At 72.6% G+C, this 19,064-nt stretch carries 22 protein-coding genes and 1 tRNA gene; 11 read left to right on the top strand and 12 right to left on the bottom strand.

All coding sequences use genetic code 11. From position 1 onward, the window contains the following. Positions 1–48: 48 nt before the first annotated feature. The 7 genes from AWX74_RS21650 to AWX74_RS21620 all read left to right on the top strand — a co-directional run bounded on the left by AWX74_RS21650 (position 49) and on the right by AWX74_RS21620 (position 4,308). Entirely contained in the window at positions 49–486 is a 438-nt protein-coding gene (locus AWX74_RS21650) for a hypothetical protein (protein WP_131799511.1), read from the top strand. Further along, positions 483–782, top strand: a complete 300-nt coding sequence (locus tag AWX74_RS21645) for a hypothetical protein (protein WP_131799510.1) — start codon at positions 483–485, stop codon at positions 780–782. Before AWX74_RS21650 ends, AWX74_RS21645 begins: the two co-directional genes overlap by 4 nt. Further along, positions 779–1,618 carry a deazapurine DNA modification protein DpdA family protein gene (locus tag AWX74_RS21640; protein WP_091279948.1) on the top strand — a complete coding sequence of 280 codons (840 nt, stop codon included), beginning with the start codon at positions 779–781 and terminating at the stop codon, positions 1,616–1,618. The genes AWX74_RS21645 and AWX74_RS21640 overlap by 4 nt, the downstream gene beginning before the upstream one ends. Further along, the gene (locus tag AWX74_RS21635) at positions 1,615–1,800 is read left to right on the top strand and encodes a hypothetical protein (protein WP_091279945.1); all 186 of its coding nucleotides are present in this window, start codon (positions 1,615–1,617) and stop codon (positions 1,798–1,800) included. The genes AWX74_RS21640 and AWX74_RS21635 overlap by 4 nt, the downstream gene beginning before the upstream one ends. 71 nt (positions 1,801–1,871) lie before the next feature. After that, entirely contained in the window at positions 1,872–2,786 is a 915-nt protein-coding gene (locus AWX74_RS21630) for a bifunctional DNA primase/polymerase (RefSeq protein ID WP_242666346.1), read from the top strand. Further along, the gene (locus AWX74_RS21625; RefSeq protein WP_091279939.1) at positions 2,783–3,997 is read left to right on the top strand and encodes a DUF3631 domain-containing protein; all 1,215 of its coding nucleotides are present in this window, start codon (positions 2,783–2,785) and stop codon (positions 3,995–3,997) included. Before AWX74_RS21630 ends, AWX74_RS21625 begins: the two co-directional genes overlap by 4 nt. Beyond that, positions 3,994–4,308, top strand: a complete 315-nt coding sequence (locus AWX74_RS21620) for a helix-turn-helix transcriptional regulator (protein WP_311983917.1) — start codon at positions 3,994–3,996, stop codon at positions 4,306–4,308. The genes AWX74_RS21625 and AWX74_RS21620 overlap by 4 nt, the downstream gene beginning before the upstream one ends. Before the next feature lie 82 nt (positions 4,309–4,390). Here the strand turns inward: AWX74_RS21620 and AWX74_RS41435 are convergent, their stop codons facing one another. Both AWX74_RS41435 and AWX74_RS21610 read right to left on the bottom strand, forming a co-directional pair. After that, the gene (locus tag AWX74_RS41435; protein WP_226931020.1) at positions 4,391–4,654 is read right to left on the bottom strand and encodes a hypothetical protein; all 264 of its coding nucleotides are present in this window, start codon (positions 4,652–4,654) and stop codon (positions 4,391–4,393) included. Positions 4,655–5,960: 1,306 nt separating this feature from the next. After that, positions 5,961–6,041 (bottom strand) — tRNA-Leu (locus tag AWX74_RS21610). A gap of 255 nt (positions 6,042–6,296) precedes the next feature. Here AWX74_RS21610 and AWX74_RS21605 point away from each other — a divergent pair. Next, positions 6,297–6,683 carry a hypothetical protein gene (locus AWX74_RS21605; protein WP_091279933.1) on the top strand — a complete coding sequence of 129 codons (387 nt, stop codon included), beginning with the start codon at positions 6,297–6,299 and terminating at the stop codon, positions 6,681–6,683. A 158-nt stretch (positions 6,684–6,841) separates the two neighbouring features. On the opposite strand, the gene bcp is transcribed toward AWX74_RS21605, so the two are convergent. From bcp to AWX74_RS21580, 5 genes are all read right to left on the bottom strand, one after another. Further along, positions 6,842–7,330: a thioredoxin-dependent thiol peroxidase gene (bcp, locus tag AWX74_RS21600; RefSeq protein ID WP_091279929.1), complete on the bottom strand. Its 489-nt coding sequence runs from the start codon at positions 7,328–7,330 to the stop codon at positions 6,842–6,844. Between the two features lie 356 nt (positions 7,331–7,686). Continuing rightward, complete coding sequence (locus AWX74_RS21595) at positions 7,687–8,460, bottom strand: DsbA family protein (protein ID WP_091279926.1); 774 nt, start codon at positions 8,458–8,460, stop codon at positions 7,687–7,689. Next, on the bottom strand, positions 8,460–9,002 hold the full coding sequence (locus AWX74_RS21590) for a MauE/DoxX family redox-associated membrane protein (RefSeq protein WP_091279923.1): 543 nt from the start codon (positions 9,000–9,002) through the stop codon (positions 8,460–8,462). The genes AWX74_RS21595 and AWX74_RS21590 overlap by 1 nt, the downstream gene beginning before the upstream one ends. After that, positions 8,999–9,991, bottom strand: a complete 993-nt coding sequence (locus tag AWX74_RS21585) for an SCO family protein (RefSeq protein ID WP_091279920.1) — start codon at positions 9,989–9,991, stop codon at positions 8,999–9,001. The genes AWX74_RS21590 and AWX74_RS21585 overlap by 4 nt, the downstream gene beginning before the upstream one ends. A gap of 205 nt (positions 9,992–10,196) precedes the next feature. Continuing rightward, on the bottom strand, positions 10,197–11,096 hold the full coding sequence (locus AWX74_RS21580) for a hypothetical protein (protein WP_091279918.1): 900 nt from the start codon (positions 11,094–11,096) through the stop codon (positions 10,197–10,199). A gap of 394 nt (positions 11,097–11,490) precedes the next feature. Here AWX74_RS21580 and AWX74_RS21575 point away from each other — a divergent pair, with 394 nt between their 5' ends. Both AWX74_RS21575 and AWX74_RS21570 read left to right on the top strand, forming a co-directional pair. Beyond that, a complete protein-coding gene (locus AWX74_RS21575; protein ID WP_091279915.1) occupies positions 11,491–11,871 on the top strand; it encodes a DUF3618 domain-containing protein in 381 nt (126 codons plus the stop codon). Between the two features lie 83 nt (positions 11,872–11,954). Then, the gene (locus AWX74_RS21570) at positions 11,955–12,566 is read left to right on the top strand and encodes a histidine phosphatase family protein (protein ID WP_091279912.1); all 612 of its coding nucleotides are present in this window, start codon (positions 11,955–11,957) and stop codon (positions 12,564–12,566) included. A 269-nt stretch (positions 12,567–12,835) separates the two neighbouring features. Here AWX74_RS21570 and AWX74_RS21565 read toward each other — a convergent pair whose 3' ends face one another. The 5 genes from AWX74_RS21565 to AWX74_RS40130 form a co-directional block, all read right to left on the bottom strand. After that, positions 12,836–14,104 carry a lysylphosphatidylglycerol synthase transmembrane domain-containing protein gene (locus tag AWX74_RS21565; protein WP_091279909.1) on the bottom strand — a complete coding sequence of 423 codons (1,269 nt, stop codon included), beginning with the start codon at positions 14,102–14,104 and terminating at the stop codon, positions 12,836–12,838. Between the two features lie 316 nt (positions 14,105–14,420). Continuing rightward, positions 14,421–14,921, bottom strand: coding sequence for an NUDIX hydrolase (locus AWX74_RS21560; RefSeq protein WP_091279905.1), 501 nt, complete (start codon positions 14,919–14,921; stop codon positions 14,421–14,423). 67 nt (positions 14,922–14,988) lie between these two features. Further along, positions 14,989–15,996, bottom strand: coding sequence for a tellurite resistance TerB family protein (locus AWX74_RS21555; RefSeq protein ID WP_091279902.1), 1,008 nt, complete (start codon positions 15,994–15,996; stop codon positions 14,989–14,991). A 301-nt stretch (positions 15,997–16,297) separates the two neighbouring features. After that, the gene (locus AWX74_RS21550; protein WP_091279898.1) at positions 16,298–16,726 is read right to left on the bottom strand and encodes an ATP-binding protein; all 429 of its coding nucleotides are present in this window, start codon (positions 16,724–16,726) and stop codon (positions 16,298–16,300) included. Between the two features lie 259 nt (positions 16,727–16,985). Further along, complete coding sequence (locus AWX74_RS40130) at positions 16,986–18,383, bottom strand: hypothetical protein (protein ID WP_165615718.1); 1,398 nt, start codon at positions 18,381–18,383, stop codon at positions 16,986–16,988. A 3-nt stretch (positions 18,384–18,386) separates the two neighbouring features. Here AWX74_RS40130 and AWX74_RS21540 point away from each other — a divergent pair, with 3 nt between their 5' ends. Next, positions 18,387–19,028, top strand: a complete 642-nt coding sequence (locus AWX74_RS21540) for a hypothetical protein (RefSeq protein ID WP_165615717.1) — start codon at positions 18,387–18,389, stop codon at positions 19,026–19,028. Positions 19,029–19,064 lie beyond the last annotated feature (36 nt).

Here is a 19,064-nt window from a genome sequence, read left to right as displayed (position 1 = left end):
GGGTCGGCCCGCCGCCACCACTTCACCCCTGGAAGGGACCTGCTCATCATGCCCGCAGTTCGTGCCCGTAGCGCACGCCCCCCGACCCCCACGCCGGCCCTGCCTGGTGAGATCGACCCGCTGATCACCGCCGCCGTGAAGACGTTCCGCGGCCTCACCCCGGCGGAGCAGGCGACCGTGGCCGGACGCCACGGTGCCGGCACCAGCGGCACGAAGGCCGAGAAGATCTGCCGCGGCTGCCAGTTCCGGTACCGCCGCGGCGCCGCGACCTGCCCGAGTGTGATCTACCTGAACACTGGCAGCTACCCGAGGGCCGCAGCCGCGATCCCGCCGACCACCACCAGCAGGCCATGCCGGATTTGCCGCACCCCGGTCACCGTCCCCGTGTCGACGTCGACCAGCGACCGGCCGCTGTGCGACTCCTGCCAGGACCAGCCGCCCCTGTTCGGTGCCGACGAGGCCGGTTCGGCTGGCGGTGCGGCGTGACTGTGGGGGAGTGGGTTCGTGGGCAGGTCGACGACTGGCGTACGACGCCCCGCACGGTGCTCGACACCGCCGGTCGGAGCAGGCCGAACCCCGCCTACGCCGCCGCCGCCCGCGCCGCCAGTAGCGCGCTACGCACCCTTGCCGGACACCTGCTCATCCCGCTGGACCAGGTGGGTCCGTGCACGACCTGCCACGCCTACCACCACCGCTACGGCGCCGGCGGACGCCCCCTGTGCCCGACCTGCCACACCGCCGCACTCGCACGGGCCCGACGTCGTTACCGGCGGGCCGCGTGAAGACCACCGCCGCGAGCGTTCCGGTGTTCCTGCTGGGGACTCATCAGCCGGGGTGGCTCGCGACCGCGGGGGTGCCGCTGTTCGTCTGCGACCGCCGGCTACGGGTCTACAAGCGGTTGCCCGTCGCAGCTGCGCCGTTCGGTGTGGACTCCGGCGGATTCACCGAACTCCAGCGCTACGGCGAATGGACCGTCTCTCCGGCCGAGTACGTGGCTCGGCTTCGCCGCTACCGCGATGAGATCGGACACCTGCTGTGGGCTGCACCCCAAGACTGGATGTGCGAACGGATCATCATTGACGGCGGGACGATCGCCGGTCAGCGGTTCGTGGGAACGCACCTCTCCGTTGCTGAACACCAGGCGCGGACGGTCGCGAACTTCCTTGAGTTGCGCGACCGGGCCCCCGACCTGCCGATCATTCCGGTCGTCCAGGGAGACACCGCCGCCGACTACGAGCGGTGCGTCGATCTCTACGACGCCGCCGGGGTCGACCTGACCGCAGAGTCCTTGGTCGGTGTCGGTTCCGTGTGCCGCCGGCAAGGCACCGCGGAAGCCACGGGCATCCTGACCGCGCTGCACCGCCGCGGCGTGACGCGCCTTCACGGCTTCGGATTCAAGATCCGGGGCTTGGTGGCCTGCCGGGACCTGCTGGCGTCGGCGGACTCTCTGGCCTGGTCGATCGACGCCCGCCGCCGCGGGAACCCGCTGCCCGGATGCGTCCGGCACAAGAACTGCGCGAACTGCCTGCGCTTCGCCCTGCGTTGGCGAACCCGTGTCCTCGCAGCTGCGACAGCAGGCTCCACCGCCCAACCATTCGCCCCGCTGGACGTCTCGTGATCACGCCGCCGCCGAAGGTGGCGATCCGGGTGCACGGACAGCCCGCCGACGTCGCCGACACCCTCACCAAGCTGCGCGGCCTGTTCCCGACCGCGCTGGTCAGCAGGCCTTATCCCGACCGGGCCGGTGGACGAGTCCGGATCTTCCTCACCATCCCCCGACCACGACCGGAGGTGCCATGACCGTGCCGTGCGCGGATGGGACGGTACTGCCGTCCCATCCGTCCCACCCTCAAACCCGCAGGTCAACCGGGGTGCAGCTGGGACGGCGGGACGGATCGATCCGTCCCAACACCGTCGACCCCCGGCAGGCCGCCGCCGCTGACCTCATCGCCGCGGGCCGGCGGGTGTTCGTCCTGGGCCGGACCAAGCGTCCGGTCGCGAACTGTCCGGCCTGCCAGGCGAGCAAGGGCGACCCCGGTCACGACCGGGAGACCTGCCCGTGCCTGACCTGCCACGGGTTCTACGCCGCCACCGACCAGCCCGACCGTGCCGCGGCCATGCTCGCCGCGGTTCCGGACGGCCTGCTCGCCATCCGCACCGGCGCCGTGTCCGGCCTGGCCGTGGTCGACATCGACCCCGCCCACGGCGGCACCCTCGACCGGACGCTGATGACCCCCACCGCCGTCGTGGCGACCGGCGGTGGGGGATGGCACCTGCACTACACCCACCCCGGCAGGGCAGTCCCTTCCCGCCCGCTCCCGGGGCATCCCGGGGTCGACATCAAGGCCGACGGCGGGTACGTCGTCGCACCGCCGTCGGTCCACCCGATCACTGGTGCGCCGTACCGGTGGGCGGGCGACCGGCCGGTGAATGAGATGCCCCCCGCCCTCATCGCCGCGTGCCTCACACCCACTGGCCTGCCTGCCACGCCCCGTCAGCCCGCCCGCGCGGCCCGCGTCCCGCGAATCGGGGGAGGGGGCATATCAGACCCGTCCGCGCTGCTCGCCGCGACCCTCGACACCGTCACCCGCGCCCCCGAAGGCCGCCGCCGCACCACCCTCTACGGTGCCGCCCGCGGTGTGGCTCGGATCGTCCTGGCCGGACACCTCACCGCCACCGACGCCGTCACGGTGCTCACCGACGCCGGCCGACGGGCCGAGCAGACCGACCGGGACATCCGCGCCGCCATCGCAGGCGGCTTCGCCGCGGAAGGCCTCACCCCGTGACCGGCGACAGCGCCACAGCGCTGGACCGGCTACACGACGCGCTCACCCGGTACGTGATCCTCCCGACCCCCGAAGCCGTCGACGCCGTGGCGTTGTGGATCGCAGCCACCCACGCCCAACCCGCGTGGGCCCACGCCCCCCGGCTGGTCATCCGCGCCCCGGAGAAGCGGTGCGGGAAGAGTCGCCTGCTCGACGTCGTGGAAGCCACCTGCCACAACCCGCTGATCACCGTGAACGCGTCCACCGCGGCGGTGTACCGGTCGATCGACGAGGACCCGCCCACCCTGCTCGTGGACGAAGCAGACACGATCTTCGGCACGGCGCGGTCCGGCGACGCCAAGGAAGACCTACGCGGCCTGCTCAACGCCGGCCACCAGCGCAACCGGCCCGCCATCCGATGGGACCACACCACCCGCACTCGAGAAGTCCTGCCCACCTTCGCCATGGCCGCACTCGCCGGCATCGGCGCCATGCCCGACACCGTCGAAGACCGCGCCGTCATCATCCGCATGCGCCGCCGCGCCGCAGGCGAGACGGTCGCACCGTACCGGCACCGCCGCGACCGGCCCGCACTGCGCACGCTCGCCGAGGACCTGTCCGCCTGGCTACGCCCCGCCCTACCGGAGCTGGAGCAGGCCGAACCGGATATGCCCGTCGACGACCGCGCCGCCGACACGTGGGAACCGCTGATCGCCGTGGCCGACCACGCCGGCGAGGCGTGGCCCGACCGGGCCCGACAGGCACTGGCCGTCCTGCTCGCCGAGACCGCCGCCGCCGATGAGGACCCCTCGATCACCGTGCGGCTCCTGTCCGACACCCGCACCGCGTTCGGGACCGACACCGCCATCACCACCACCCGCCTACTCACCCTGCTCAACGCCGACGTCGAAGCCCCCTGGGCAGACATGGGGCCCGGCGGGCTGACCGCCCGCCGCCTGGCCGCGCTCCTGCGCGAGTACGGCATCCACAGCCGCAACATCCGCCCCGACAACGGCGAGCAGGCCAAGGGCTACGAACGCGCCGCGTTCACCGACGCCTGGCGCCGCTACTGCCCACCCCCCACCGACCCACCCGACGGACCCGACGACCGTCCCGCCTGGCGCTGGGACGGATCGATCCGTCCCACCGTCCCACCCGCACCCCCTCCCACCAGCACCGATGACGTTGGGACGGATGGGACGGCACCCACCCACCAACACGCCGCCGCATGACACCGGCCCCCGGCGGACCACTCCCCAGCGCCCCGCCGGGGGCCGCACCCCACCCGCCCGAAGCAGGACGGAGCACAACCAGGATGCCTGCACTCGCATCAAGCGCAGTGGCCTCAACGAGCGGAGGCCACACCGAGCCCTTGCTCACCCTTGACGAAGTCTGCTCGGAGCTTCGGATTACACGATCAACGTTCTACGACTGGCGCCTCAAGGGCCTGGCGCCGAAGTGCATCACCCTCCCGTCCCGGAAGGTGCGAGTCGAGCGCTCCGAGCTGGAGGCATGGAAGGCCGCCCTCCGGGACGCTGAATGACACCCAACCCGGGTCCGCGCGAACTCTCTTACGACGTGCGGCTCTGGAGGACCCGCAAGACCCAGCGGGCCAAGTACACCGCCTACCGGGTGCGCTGGGAGGTCGCTGGCCAGGAGAAGGGGGCGTCCTTCACCACGTCCGGCCTGGCGTCATCCTTCCGCTCGAAGCTCGTGACCGCGGCGAGGGAGGGCGTCGCGTTCGACGTGGCGACGGGCTGGCCGGTGACCATGGATGCCGAGTACGCACGGAAGCAGGCCGGCAAAGGGGGCACCGAGGCGGCCTCCGGCGAACTGGCCCCGGAGGTGGACACCTGGTACTCCCACGCGACGGAGTTCGTGGACTCCATGTGGGCCGCCGCCGCCCCAGGGCACCGGAAGAACACCGCCGAGGCACTGGCGCACATCACCCTGGCGTTCGTCCGCCAGGACGCGCCCGGGAGGCCCGCCTCAGGCCTTCTTCGTAAGGCGCTCTATACCTGGACCTTCGATGCCCGCAGCCGACTTCCGGTCGCCCCGAAACGCGGAGTGGACCCGACGCCCCCCAAGCCGCCCCAGAGCATCGCGGACGCGGTTGCCTGGCTTGAGAGGAACACGATCCCGCTCGCCGTTCTGGGTGAAACCGAGAACGAGCTGGTTCGCCGCGGACTCGACCTGATCAGCAGGAAAATCGACGGGAGGCCGGCTGCACCGGCCACGATCGCCCGGAAGCGGTCCGCGTTCTACTCCTGCCTGGAGTACGCGGTCGAACGCAAGCGGCTGCCCTTCAACCCGGTCGACCAGATCAAGCGGCGGCCGGTGCGCAACAGCGGCGGAGTCGTCGACCGCCGCGTCGTCTGCAACCACGACCAGGCCCGCCGCCTGCTGGCCGCCATCACCCAGCAGGGGAAGACAGGACCCCGGCTGACCGCGTTCTTCGCCTGCATGTACTACTCGGGCCTCCGACCGGAGGAGTGCAACGACCTAGCCCTGGCCGACATCGTGCTACCGCCCGCCGATGACGAGTGGGGCTGGTTCATCCTCGATGGCGCGGACCCGGAGACGGGCGCGCGCTGGACCGACTCAGGCAAGCGGGAACCGAGGGAACTCAAGCACCGCGCGAAGGGCGACACCCGCCGTGTGCCGATCCCCCCGCCTCTCGTCGCATGCCTGCGCGCTCACCTCGCCGCCTACCCGCCCGGCCAGGACGGCAAGGTGTTCCGATCTCCTCGCGGGGGTCCGGTCCGCTCCAACACCTACGGCCGGATTTGGAAGGCGGGCCGCGAGGCAGCGCTCTCGCCGGCACAGGTCGCGTCGCCGCTCGCCGCAACGCCCTACGACCTGCGCCACGCCTGCGTGTCGACGTGGCTGAACGGGATGGTGCAGGGAAGCCAGGTCGCGGAGTGGGCCGGCCACTCCGTGGCCGTGCTCTACCGGGTGTACGCGAAGTGCATCGACGGGGACGTCGACACCCAACTCCGCAGGATCGAGATCGCTCTCGGCATCGTCCAGGCGGACGGCTCCGGTGGCGGCACGGGTGCCGAGGCTGTGCCGCGTATGTGCCGAGACTCGCCGGACACCGCCAGACGCCACCGGACGCCGGAGAGAGGTCGACCGATGATCCGAGAAGTGCATAACCGCTGCAAACAAAGGGAAACTGCAGTTCGGCCCGGCCGGTGCGGGAGGGGGGACTTGAACCCCCACGCCCTAGGGCGGCAGATCCTAAGTCTGCTGCGTCTGCCATTCCGCCACTCCCGCGTGCGTCCAGACTAGCGATCCGGGTGCGGATCGCGGGACAGGGGCTGGCCGCGGGAGCGGCACCGCCGCCGTGGGGCCGGGTCTGCTCGGCGGATGGGAGAAATCCTCCGGTGCGGGCCCGGTGTCTCGGGCAGGTGTCGCGGAAACAACAGGTGGACAGCCGCTGGTGTCGCGGACGCGACGGCGGGGAGGACCCGTTCGGGTGCAGGGTGTACCTGCGTCGGTGGGCGCATGATGCCTCTGGGGGAAAGATCTATGACCGTCGTTGCGGAACCCGCGCGGAACCAGCCTGAGCAGGTGTCCGCCTCCGTCCAGGAGGAACGCGACCGGGCTCGCCGGTTGATCGACAACGGCAGGGCGGCGATGGCGGTGATCAGCGCAGTGAACGACACGGGCGTCCGGGTTCTCGGGGGGACTGTGGCGGAGGTGCGCCTGCTGGTGGAGTGCCCCGGGGAGCAGCCGTACCCGGTGATCCGCCGCGCGGTCGTACCCGAGGCCGAGCCGGCCGCGGCGGTGCCGGTGGGACTCCGGCGTGGCGGTGTTCGCGTCCCGAGCCAGCTTCGCAGGAGGGTTCCCGTGCTGGTGGATCCCGCCCAGCCGGACAACGTGCTGCTCCAGTGGGACCTGCGCGTCGCCAGCTGAGCAGGACCGGGCCTGGCCGGAGCCGACCGAGCTGTGGATGGCGCCGGGCCAAGCGCGATGCCGGGTCCGCGCGGCACCGGGCCAGTCGGGCGGCGCCGGCCGGCCAGACGGCGGCGGGCCGACGGTGCCGTCTGGCCGCCTGCGCCGGGTTAACCGGGTCAGTCGGCGAGGCCGATGTCCCGCAGGAGCTTCGCGACGTGGCCGGTGGCGCGCACGTTGTACTGCGCCGTCTCGATCTTTCCGTCGGCGTCGATGACGAACGTCGAGCGGATGACGCCCATGGTCTTTTTGCCGTACATGGTCTTCTCGCCGAATGCTCCGTACGCGGACAGCACCGCCCGGTCGGGGTCGGAGAGCAGCGGGAAGGTGAGCTCCTCGTTGTCGCGGAACTTCACCAGCTTGGCCGGCTTGTCCGGCGAGATCCCGAGGACGTCGATGCCGGAGTCGTTGAGCAGGCTGAGGTTGTCGCGGAAGTCGCAGGCCTGCTTCGTGCAGCCGGGCGTGGACGCGGCGGGGTAGAAGTACACGACGACCTTGCGGCCACGGAAGGACGACAGCGAAACCTCGTTGCCGTCGGAGTCGGGCAGGGTGAAGTCGGGCGCGGGGTCACCGGGGGAGAGGCGAGCGGCGCTGGCGGTCTCGGTCATGTCCGAGAAGCTAGTCGCGGCTCCGGCGGGCCGGCAAACACCCTGCCGTGATCCCCCGGTGTCCCCGTTTGCACCCTTCACCCGTGTCCGTTCAGGGCTGTGACGAGGACGTGCATGATCGCGTCTGGCTCGCTCCGAAGAGTCGAGGACGTTCGTCGTCCCGGAGCGGGCGGCAGTCCCGAGCTACGGGCTCCCGGTGCCACCGCCGTCGCCCGCCACCGCCGCTGCTGCTGCCGAGCAAGGCTGGAGGATTGTGGTCGTCGGAACGACCACAATCCTCAATCCTCCGATCTTCGCAGCGGCGGCTTCGGGGATCGTCTGCTACCGAGCAGGGCCTGACGCCGATCGGCGGAGTGTCAGCCGTTCTTCTTGGCGGCTGCCACCGCGGCCTTCAGCCCGTCCGGGGTGAGCTGGTCCGCGGAGAGCTGCTTGGAGTCGACCAGCACGGTGGGCGTCGAGGTCACCCCGGCCTTCGAGGCGCTCTCGTCGACCTTCGCGACATAGCCGTCGAACTTTCCGTTCCGGACGGCGTCCACGAAAGCCGTCGAGGTGAGGCCGACCGAGGCGCCCTTCTCGATCAGGGTGTCGTTCTGGTAGCCGTCGGTGTGCTCGGTGGGCTGGTCGGCGAACAGGGCGTCGTGGAACGGCTTGAACTTGTTCTCGTCAGCCGCCGCCGACGCGGCGTTCGCCGCCCGGACCGACTCGGGCCCGAGGAACGACATCAGATGGTAGTTGACCTTGATGTCGCCCGCGTCGATGAGGTCGCTGATCGTCGACCCGGTGGTCTTCTCCAGCTGGCCGCAGGCCGGGCACTGGAAGTCCTCGTAGATGTCGACGGTGACGGGGGCGTCGGCCTGCCCGACCACGATGGAGTTGTCGGGCCCGGTGGCCGTCGACGGCAGCACCACCGGTTTCGACTCCTCCCGCGAGCTCTGGACCGCGAAGCCGATCACGGCGGCCAGGACGAGCAGGCCCGCGACGACGGAGCCGATGATGAGCTGGCGCCGTCGTCGCTCCTTCGCGGCCTCGGCGCGCCGCGCGGCCGCGACCCGCTCGCGGCGCTCGGCGGCGCTCACGCTCGCCGGGCGCTTGCCGGTCGGGCCGTCGCCCGCCGGATCGCTGCCTGCCATCAGTCCTCCCGAAACTGGTCGTCCTCGTCGTCGAGGGGCGGATGTGACGTCCTGTCGAGGAGCCGGTCGACCGTGAGGAAGCCGTCCGGCCAGCGGGCCAGCAACAGGCTGGCCAGCAGGAGCGCGCTGTCGCGAACGATCTCCTCGGTGTAGTGGGTCGGTGCCTCGGCGGTGAGGTCGCCGCCGGTGGAGAAGCAGCCACAGTCGATGCGCAGGCCACGGGCCGCCGCCGACGAGATGGCGGCGATGTAGACGGCGAACAGCGCGGCCGACACGAACGCGCCCAGCCGGACGGTGAGCCCGACGATCAGCAGCACACCCAGCGCGATCTCGACGAAGGGCACGGCGTAGGCCACCGGATGGACGAGCGACTCGGGCAGGATCCGGAAGGCACGGACCGAGCGCACCATGCCGTCAGGGTCGTTGACCTTGAGGAGTCCGGCGACGAGCCAGACCGCACCCAGCCCCACCCGCAGGACCGTGGAGAACAGTCGGAGCAGCAGCCGGTTGCGTTGCCGGCTGGGGGTGGTGACGAGGCTCATCCGGTGGCCACCGGAGTCGGCCTGGCCGCTGCCGCTGCCGCTGCCGCTGCCGCCGGTGCCGGGGCCGGGGCCGGGGAGCTGGTGGCCGCCGCCGTGCCGGTGGGCGTGGAAGCAGTGGTGCCGGTGGGCCTCGACGTGGCCTTCGGGGCGTCAGTCGGGCTCGCCGGGCCTCCCGTGCTCGTGGCCGCGCCGTCGTCGTCGGCACCGGCGGTGGTCCCGGGCTTCTCCGCGGTCAGGACGGGCAGGTCCGCGATGTAGTCGGCGACGGCGGTCCCCGCCAGGTAGAGCACCCGCGCCCGGTTGTCACGGCCGAAGGCGATGACCTGGCTGCCATGCGTCACGAGGACGGATCCGTCCGCCTGGACCTCCGGTGCCTCCAGCGGGACGCCGACCGACTCCGCCACGCTCTGGACCTTCGCGAACGGCCCGCGGACGCCGATGAAGCTCGAGTCGAAACCCTTCAGCCAACGGTCGAGGACCTCACCGGTGTCCCGCTCCGGGTCGGTGCTGACGAAGACGACGGAGACCTGGTCCCGGACCGACCGGTCGACCTCGCTCAGCGCCGCGGCGATGTCGGCCATGGTGGTCGGACAGACGTCCGGGCACATCGTGTAGCCGAAGAAAAGCAGAGTGATCTTCCCTTGCGTTCGGGTGCGAAGGTCGAACGGGCGGCCGTCGGTGTCGGTCAGGCCGAGAGCCGGCTTCGCGAAGCGTTCTGTGGGGACAACGCCGTGTAGCCCGTCGCCGGTTCCGCCGGCGTCGACGATCGTCACCCCTGTGCCGTCTCCACCGCTGGAACATGCGCCGAGTGTCGCGCCGAGACTCACGGCGAGCCCGAGGGCCAGAGCCACCCGAACCCGGCCAGGACGTCCCGTGCCGCGCCGGGCCTTTCGCCGGGGGCCGGGTGAATGCCCGGCGCGGGCCGTGGCTGTGGCCTCCGCGTCGGCCGTGGGGGTTGTTGCGGATGTCGTCTTGCTGGAGGTGTGCACCTGACTCCTACGAAGAGCAGTGGGCTGGCTGCGCCGTCCGCGCGGGCGCGGCGGTGCTGTGCCGGCGACGACGGCCAGGGCTGACCTGACACATCGCGGGCATGAGCGATCCGCGCCCGGCCGGCACGGCTGGGCGGAACGCGGGCTGCCGCGCACGGCCAGGCGGTGGCGGGGCTACCGCGGGCAGGGCGAAGCAGCGCCGGGGCTACCGCGGGCAGGGCCGGGCGGCTGTGAGGGCTGTGAGGGCTGTGAACCCGGCGACCGGGGGCCCGCGCGAGGCGACCGCGGCCCAGGGGCGTTCCAGGACACGCGGCCCGCGCAGTGCGGGCGCCCGGACGACCCGGCGTCTGGTCAGGGTCGGGGCGTGGGCCGCGCGCAACGTGGGGAGCCGCGAACCGAGAATCCGGCAGGCGGCGGCGACGGCCCGGACGCCGTGACGGGCCCACCAGAAGACCACGGCGGCGGCCAGGCTGTGCGCGAGGAGAACCGCCGGCCCGAGGCTGTGCAGGTGCAGGGCCCCGAGATGCGCCGGGTTGAGGCGTGCCGCGCCGGCCGCCGCGGTCGTGGAGGTCGTGGCTACCAGGGAGCCGGGCGGGCGGCCCGCGAGAGCCGTCGCGCGTAGCTGGGAGGCGTCGAACCAGGGCACGCCGCCGGTCGCGGCGGCCCGCTCGGCCCCGCACAACAGCCCGGCGAACTGCCCGGCCGGCGCTCGCGTCGGCCGGGCAGTGAAGGCCACGTGCAGCATCACCTGCACAGCCAGCAGCCCGGCAACGGAGCCGACGGCATCGAGCACAGGCCGACCCGTCGAGGCGCGCGCCGACCACCACGCGCTGTCGAGGCCTTGCGGCTGAACGCCTTGCGGCCGAACGGCCCGCGGACGAAGGAGGTCGGCCGCGGCACGCAGAACGGCAAGCATGAGCAGGACGAGCAGCATACGACCCGCTGCCGGCCCCGCGGAGTGTGTGGTCGGCAGGTGGGCGAGCAGCGCCAGCGCGACCGTCGGCACGGCGAAGCCCAGCCCGCGCCGCGCCGCTGCTCCGAGCCGGCTCAGCCCCGGGGACCGTGCGAGGCCGGTGTACCGCCTCTCGCACCGCCCGACTCGCACCAGGTAAGCCTATTGCCGAGCCCGGCACGGCTGGTCTGGGTGAGGGGCGGTGCTGACCCGAGGACGCGGCTGTGGGCGGTGCGGGTGGTGCGGGTGGTGCGGTGCGGGACGGTACGAGGCCGCGCGGGCGGCGGGGGCGGCCCTGATCGACGCGAGCCGGCACCGATCAGGGTGGTCCGGGCCTCATCTCACACCCGATCGGTCGGGCGGCGGCCGTCGGTAGGTTGACCAGGACAAAGTGGGCGATTGTCCGCGCGTGGGCTGGATGGACCGGCCGGGTCCCTGCCACCGGAGCGTCGTTTCGTCGAGCTGGAGAAGGGCTGGTCTGGCACGATCGAGTCGGGTCGTCAGCCCGGCCCCGTCCACCCGCACAAGAACCGAGAGGGCGACATCGGTGCCGCAGGATCCGGCCGTCATCCAGCGTCAGATCGAACAGACCCGCGCCGAGCTGGCCGAGACCGTCGACGCTATCGCGGAGATCGTCAGCCCCAGGCGGGTGGCGGAGCGCGCGAACGAACAGATCCGTGTGAAGGTCGGCGAGCTTCGCGAGCGCATTGTTCCGGCCGGGTCGTCGCCACGGCCCGCGGCACTGCCGGGCGGTCGGGCAGGGCATCAGGACGCCGAAGGCGGGCTGGCGGCTGCGGGCAGCTCCGGCACATCCGGCAAGGGCGTGCCGACTGAGATCGTGCGCACGGTCCGTTGGGAGAGGGTCGCGCTGGCGTCGGCGGTGTTCCTGCTGGCCGTGGGAGCCCGGCGGCGGCGCCGGAGGCGGTGAACCCGCCCGGAGCACCCGGAGCACCCGGAGAAACCGGTGCGTCCGGAGGAGCCGGTGCGTCCGGAGGAGCCGGTGCGTCTGGCGTGCCCGGCGTCCTGACGCTGATCCGTCACGGCGAGACCGAGTGGAGCCGGTCCGGTCGCCACACCGGACGAACCGACATCGCCCTGACCGCTGACGGGGAGCGGCAGGCGACGGCGCTGCGGAGCTTCCTGGCGGGGCGGCGGTTCGTGCTGGTGGCCACCAGCCCCCGGCTGCGTGCGACCCGCACCGCGGACCTGGCGGGGCTCCTGGCCACCGAACCATGTGTCGCGGACCGCGCCGTGTGGCCGGATCTCGCCGAGTGGGACTACGGGGACCTCGAAGGCCTGACGACGCCGGCCATCCGCCGGGACCGTCCGGGCTGGTCGGTGTTCACCGGTGAGGTGCCTGGGGGAGAGACCGTCGAACAGATCGGGCGGCGTGCCGATCTGGTGCTCGCCACGGTGCGGCCCTGGCTGGAGCGCGGCGATGTCGCCTTGGTGGGGCACAGCCACATGTTCCGCGTGCTGATCGCCAGATGGCTTCGGCTGCCGCCGACCGCGGGTGCCTGTTTTGTGATCGTGCCCGCCGCCGTGTCGGAGCTCGGCTTCGAGCGAGACACGCCTGTGCTGCGCCAGCTCAACCTGTCCGCGGAGGGCTCCACCCGGATCTGACCCGCGGACCCAGATCCGATGTTGCTGACGGGCAGGCGTTGAGGATTCTGGCTGCTGGAGAGGGCGGTGCGGAGTCCCGGGCTTCGGGCCGTGGCTGCTGCCGGGCAAGAGCTGAGGATCGTGGTCGGTCTGGCGTCCAAGATCCTCAACTCTTGCGGATCGTCAAGCGACTCCCTGCCCTTTTTGTCGCTCTTAAGATGAATTGCGCGAGCTATGTGACGGTGTGCGGGATGGGGCTGCGGCGTTCGAGCCGCGCGGCTGCGAGGCGCCTAGAGGTCTCCGCGACGGCGCATCACTGCCAGCGCGGTCACGCCCGGAATGATCGGGAGCCAGTAGCTGATCAGGCGATACACCAGCACCGCGGCCACCATCGCCGGGCCGGCGCCGCCGGAGGCGGTCAGGCCGATGACCAGGGCCGGCTCGATGGCGCCGACGTTGCCCGCGGTCGGAGCCGCGCCGGCGACGGCGGAACCGACCAGGTACACGGCGGTGATCGTGGCGAGGTCCAGCTCGCCCTCGAAGGCCCAGACCGCGCTTGCCATGCCGACGACCTGGGCGAGTTTCGTCCCGGCGGTGCCGGTCACGAGCACGGCGGTTCGCCCGGGTGAGTGGGCCAGCGATCCGAGGTGCTCGCGGAAGACCCGCATGGCGGGCCGTGCGCGGCACCGTACTCGTGGATGGGCGACAGCGGAGCCCACACCCACGCCCACCACGGCGACGCCGGCCATGAAGGGGCCGGTGCCGATTCCGTTCACCGTCATCCGGACGGGAGCCGTCACCGCCTCGCCGACGCCTGAGCTGCGCAGGGTTCCGGCGACGAGCGCGAGGCCCGCCAGATGGACGAGGAAGGCGGCGCCCTTGAGCGAGGCCACCGTGGCGAGGGCCGCGGGTCGATTCATCCCACGTCGCTCGAAAAAACGCAGATGGATGGCGATGGCGCCGAGCCCCGCCGGCACCACCCGGTTCGCCGCGGCGGCGGCCAGCTGGGACGCGGTGGCGATGCCGAGCCCCATCCGCAGCCCGCTGGCCGCCCGCACACTCACCCCGTGCGCCACGTAGAAGGCGGCAGTGGCGACCAGGCAGACCGCGAGCCAGTGCCAGCGAGGGGCGGGGACGGCGGTGAGGCTGCCGACGACATCCTCGCGGAATCTGGTCGCCATGATCGAGACGATCGCGAGGATCGCGGCCGCGACCAGAACCCGTACCCGGGTGCGGCGCAGGCCGAACCTGGGCCGCACCCGGCCGAGGTCGAGAGCGATCGCGGCGGCGCCGGTGGCGTCGACACCGCCGAAGACGGCGGGAACCGAAGCACCGGGCCGCGAGGGCCCGGTGCCGGAGCCTCGGCCGGCCGGTGCGGAAAGCTCATCCTCCCGGGGCGGGTGGCCGGCCTGCGCCTGGCGGGCGCGGCCCGGTACCGGACGCTCGTCCGGTACGGCTGCGGCACGAGGCGTGCCCGTTGCGCGCTCACCGGCCCGCCTGTGGCGGGGCAGCGTCGGCCCGACAACGCGCGGCGCGGCCGCCGTGTTGTCGGCGTTCATCGCGACCGGGATCTCGATGTCTACCCCCTCCGGTCCGGGAAGTTCGGGTTCACGCTATGTCGCGTGCCTGAACGACGGCTGAATGCTCCTCGTGCCGACTACCTCCGCACCATCACCGACGGCGGGTTGGGGTGGGGTGGATCCGCTGTCCGCGACTCCACCCCGCTCCAGGCAGTCCTGCACCGCGACGGGGCGTTCCAAACTCACTGTGACGTGGTGGTCCGCTGGGTGTGAAGTACCCGGGAGATGACGGTTGGATGGCCGCGACTGCCCCGCGAAGCGTCTGTTACGGCGGCCCGCCCGGGTGACCGAGGACTCAGGAAGTGGCCACGGTCGGGGGCCGCGTGGACCCCCCGTCGGTGTACCACCGCGGTACGCGGTCGGCCAGCCACGAGCTGATCACGTCGCCGACGTACGCGGGACGGAACTCGACCCGGTGAAGATCGGACCGCTCGACGGTGACCAGGTCGACCTCGTTGACGCGGCTGCCGAACTCCGCGTACCGGGGCACGGCACCCGCGAAGAGGACATCGATCTCGTGGCCGGTCCCGCGACCGGTTCCGTGGCGCTCCATGCCGCCGACGAAGTCCAGGGCGCGCACCTCGAATCCGGCCGTGCGCCGCAGCACACGGTGCAGGACCTGCTCGACGCCCTCACCCGGGGCGACGTGCTCACCGAGGAGGAAGAACCACGGCTGGCCGCGGTGGTTCGCGACGACGACGCGGTTGCCGAGGGTCAGGAAGACCCGGGCACGCAGCGTCGGTTCGGGTGTCGCCCCCGGGTGGCCCTGGGCGCGGGCGGGGCGAGGCGGGTTCATCGCGCCTTTTCCATCTCACGATGCACGGTCAGAGGCGCCGTAGGCCGGAGTCGACGATGGAGAGGGCTCATTCCTCGACCGCCTGGACGGCGAGCCGGCCTGCGCTCAGGCCCAGCACCTCTGCGGCCTCCTGGACGACCCGGCGTTCGTCCGGGTCGAAGAAGCCGTCGGCGCGGCCGACGACAGCCCCGAAGTGGAGCACCGCCCACGAGCGGGTGGAATCACCGCGCACCTTGCCGATCTCGTTCAGTGCCACTCGGCGGCCTTCCGCGAGATCGAGGCGCAGCCGCGCCACATGTTGGTCGAAAATCTGTTCCAGCTCGGCGCGAGGGTAGGCGGCAAGCACAGGCTCGCTGTGGATGGACTGGATCATCGCGTCGCGCTCCGCCGGGTCCACCCGGCCGTCCGCGACCGCGACCAGTGCGCAGATGGCCACCGCGGCGTCGCGGAAGGCCTCGCCCTGCAGGACATCACTGCGGGCTGTGAGCTGAGCGCGCAGGGTGCGCACCGACTTGCGCAGCATCGTCCACCACGGCTCCGCGTCCTCGACGGCGTGGCCACGCCAGGAGGCCCACTGCTCGGACCACCAGACCAGTGCCGCGCGCCCGACCGCGGTCGGCTGGACCGTCGCGAGGGTGGCCTGGGACTCGATCTCGTGCGGCCGAAGCAGGAACAGGTCCGGAAGAAGATCATCCTGGTCGCGGTAGTGCGCCGGGTCGGGAGTGACGGCGTAGAGCACCGTCAGGACCTTGCGGCGATGCTCCGGGCTGAGGTGATCGGTGTGCTCGACGCAGCCCGCGAACCGCAGGATGCCGGACACGTCCCCCGCTTCCGCCGCGTCGGCGGTGTCGGCCGGCGTGGAGAGCGGTGGTCTGGCCGCGGCTGGCCGGGCCGGGGCCTGCTCCGGCAGCACTGCACGCAACATTCGGCCGGCGGCGGCCAGCGCCGACTCTCCCGGGCCCGGAACGCATCCCGGGAAGCGGAGCGTGCCGTCATCGGACGCACGGACCACAAGTCCGTCGTCGAGTTCGACGAGCAAAGCGATGTCCACGACGACTTGCGTCTGCAGCGGCATACCGCCCCCCATCGTGACGTCGTGTCGTCACCTGGATGCTGGTATGCGAACCATCATCTACCGCTTACGGAGAAATATGCCGCATTCTGGCTGACTCATGGCGAGGAGTTGGTAGCGCGCAGTCGCAGTTGTGAATGCCGCGATCACCGTGCGAACACGCGGCGCCCGACTGGGTGATCCGACCTGCGTCGACGTTTCGCCGGGACGGCTCGGCACACCCGGGACGGTCCAGCGTGCCTGGCACGGCTCAGGACGTCCGGGACCGCTCAGGACGCCCGGGGCGGCTCAGTTTGTCCACGGCTCAGTGCACGTGACAGGCGATCGCGGCCGAGTCGCTCGCCGCCAGCTCGAACCACACCTGCTTGCCGCAACCGATCGACGGCGGGTCGTCGACGACGCCCCACCGCTCCGCGAGGGCGCTCACGAGCTGCATGCCGCGGCCGGACTCGTCGTCATCCTGGGCGGCTCTGAGCACCGGTCGGAGCGGGCTGCCGTCGCTCACGGAGACCCTGATGAGGCCGGAGCCGCACTCGACGGTGAGCCGGAGCACCTCACGGGCCCCGACGAACCGTACGGCGTTGGTGACAACCTCGCTGACCAGCAGCTTCGCGACGTCAGAGGCGCTCGAGCAACCCCACGCCGCGAGAAGATCGGCGACCAGCGCACGGGCCCGCCCAGCCGCCCGTGGATCAGCGTGCAGGTCGAAGCCTGCGGTCAGCGCTTCGGCCACACATCACCCTCCGGGCCTCGTCCATCCTCGCCTGCCAGCGGCGCCACGGCGGGGCCGGCGTCGCGTTCCTCCCACCCGGGGAGAGACCTCAAACCTCCCCCGTCATGCAGCGGCACATCCCGGACAGGCGCTGCCGTGTCCCCGGACAGGCACAGCCTGGCCTGGTCTCGGCCCGGCTGCGTGGAGGACTCGCCGTGTCCTCCTGGTACGAGGTCGCCGGCGACGAGAGCCTCGACTCGTCGGTGCCCGTCCTGCTGACTCAGATCACATCGATGCCGTCCAGTACGGAGTCCTTGCGGGCGAGCCAGGCGCGCGCGACCGCCTCGAGCTCCGCGTTCGTCGGTTGAGTGCCGCCCTGGCCGCCCGCCGTGGCCGGCCCCGTCCGTGGCCCCGGTGGCCCTCCGCCGCCGACCGTCGGTCCCGCGACGTCGGGCCCGAGGCCGGCGCCGGGCTGCCCGGCACCGCCAGGTCCCGCCGGGCCGAGGCGAGGAGCCGGATCCCGGCCCGCCCCGGCCCACGAGTCGTCGACAGAGATGGGACGGCGCTGCTCGGTGGCCTGGCTGCTCCACGGTGACCCCTGCGGGCGCGGCTGTTCCGGACCCGCGTGCCGGCCCCGTTCCGGGGCCAGTCGCCCCCCGGGTGGGCGAGCTCCCCGATCAGCACCGCGAACGTTGTCCGGGGGCCGGAGAGCCTGCGGTCCGGCCGCAGCCGCCGCGGCTGCGGCTCGGGCCATTTCGGCGGCCCGCGCGGCCGCGATGCTCGCCGCCGTCATCTCGACCGGGCCGGAGATCGGCGGTGCTGGCCGGGACGTGGGTACGGACACCCGGCCGCCGCCACCCGCTGCCGCCCTCGGATTCCCGGCAGCGGCGGGTGGCCGCTGCGGCTCGGGCGTACCTGGGTGTGCCGCGGCCGGCGGCATCGCGCCCGGCGGCTGCCGGTGCTCCGGCCCGCGGGCGTCGGGCCCGGTCGGGAACTGCCCGGTATGGATCTGCCCGGTCGGGACCTGCCCGGTGGGAGCCTGGCCGGCAGGGACCGGTCCGCGGGGGATCTGCCCGGTGGGTACCGGGCCGGTGAAGGCCTGCCCGTTCGGAACCTGCCCGTTCGAGAAGTGGCCGTTGGGGACGGGGCCCGTCGGGACCTGCCCGGGTGCGAACCGCCCGGTCGGCACCTGCCCGGTGTGGATCTGCCCGGTCGGCACCTGTCCGTTGTGGATCTGCCCGGTCGGGATCTGGCCGTCCGCGGTCGGACCGACCGGGTTCGGCCGGGTCGGAACGGGGCCGCTCGGACGGCCAGCGCCTGCCGCGGCGGCCGGGCGCGCGAACGGCTGGCTGTTGCGGTCCGGATAGCTGTTGCGGTCCGGGTATCCGTCCCGGCCTGGCTGGCCGGGTTGGCCTGTGTAGGTGGGCTGGCCGGCGTGGGTGGGCGGCCCTGCCGGCACCGGCGGCCCGACCCAGGGTGGCTGCCCGGACTGCCCTGGGCGTGCGGGCTCAGGCAGCTGACCCGGCGGAACGGGCTGGCCCATCGGCCCGACGGGCGGGCCGGCGGCGGGGCGATCGTAGGACGCCGCGGCCGGCCGCGGGAACGGCGCCGGCGGCGGCCCGCCGGGAGCCTGACGCTCACGCGGATCCCTGGTGACGTCCGACCCGTGTGGAGGCATGGAGTGCTGCTGCCCGAGGCCGCCATCGGTGAACTGGGCGGCCGCGGGCTGGAAGAGCGACGGCCCGGATCGCCGCTCCGGCTCCGGGACGCCCATCGGCGGGCGCCCGGGCGCGGGCTGTCCGGGCGGCTGGAGCCGGGGCTGGCCCGGCTGGGGCGCCCCGGGATGGGGCTGGGGCTGCCCTGGCTGGGGCTGGGGATGCGCTGGTTGGGCCTGGGGCTGCGATGGCGGGGCCTGGGGCTCGCCCGCTCCCGGACGCCGGATCCCGGCCAGCGGATCGCCGAAGACAGGTCTGCGTGCCGGTCCGCCAGGGCCGCCTGGGGCCGGGGAGCCGTCCCTGGCGGCGGCGGGGGCGGGGGCCGGCATTGCACCGGTGCCTGGGCGTGGCATGGCACCGGTGTCGAAATGCGGCATGGCGCCGGTATCGACAGGCGGGGGTGGGGTGGGCATGCGGTCCGGGGCCTGAGGCTGGCCGCCGACCGGGCGTCCGGCCGGCGCCGTGCCTCGAACCTCGCCGGGGCCGGTACGGGATGCCGTCGGCACCGGCAGGGGACGGGGCGGTACTTCGTCCTCGGTGGTCTCGAGCTCGCCGGTGATCGCGACGACGGTGGCGCAGGGCCAGAGCCGGTCACAGCCCAGACATAGGTCGAACTCGTTCGGTTGATGGAGGCCAATCAAGGC

The sequence above is a fragment of the Parafrankia irregularis genome, assembly GCF_001536285.1.
GTDB classification, from domain to species: domain Bacteria; phylum Actinomycetota; class Actinomycetes; order Frankiales; family Frankiaceae; genus Parafrankia; species Parafrankia irregularis.
The sequence above is the reverse complement of the archived record's forward strand: the minus strand, read 5'-3'. Positions and strand labels throughout refer to the sequence as shown.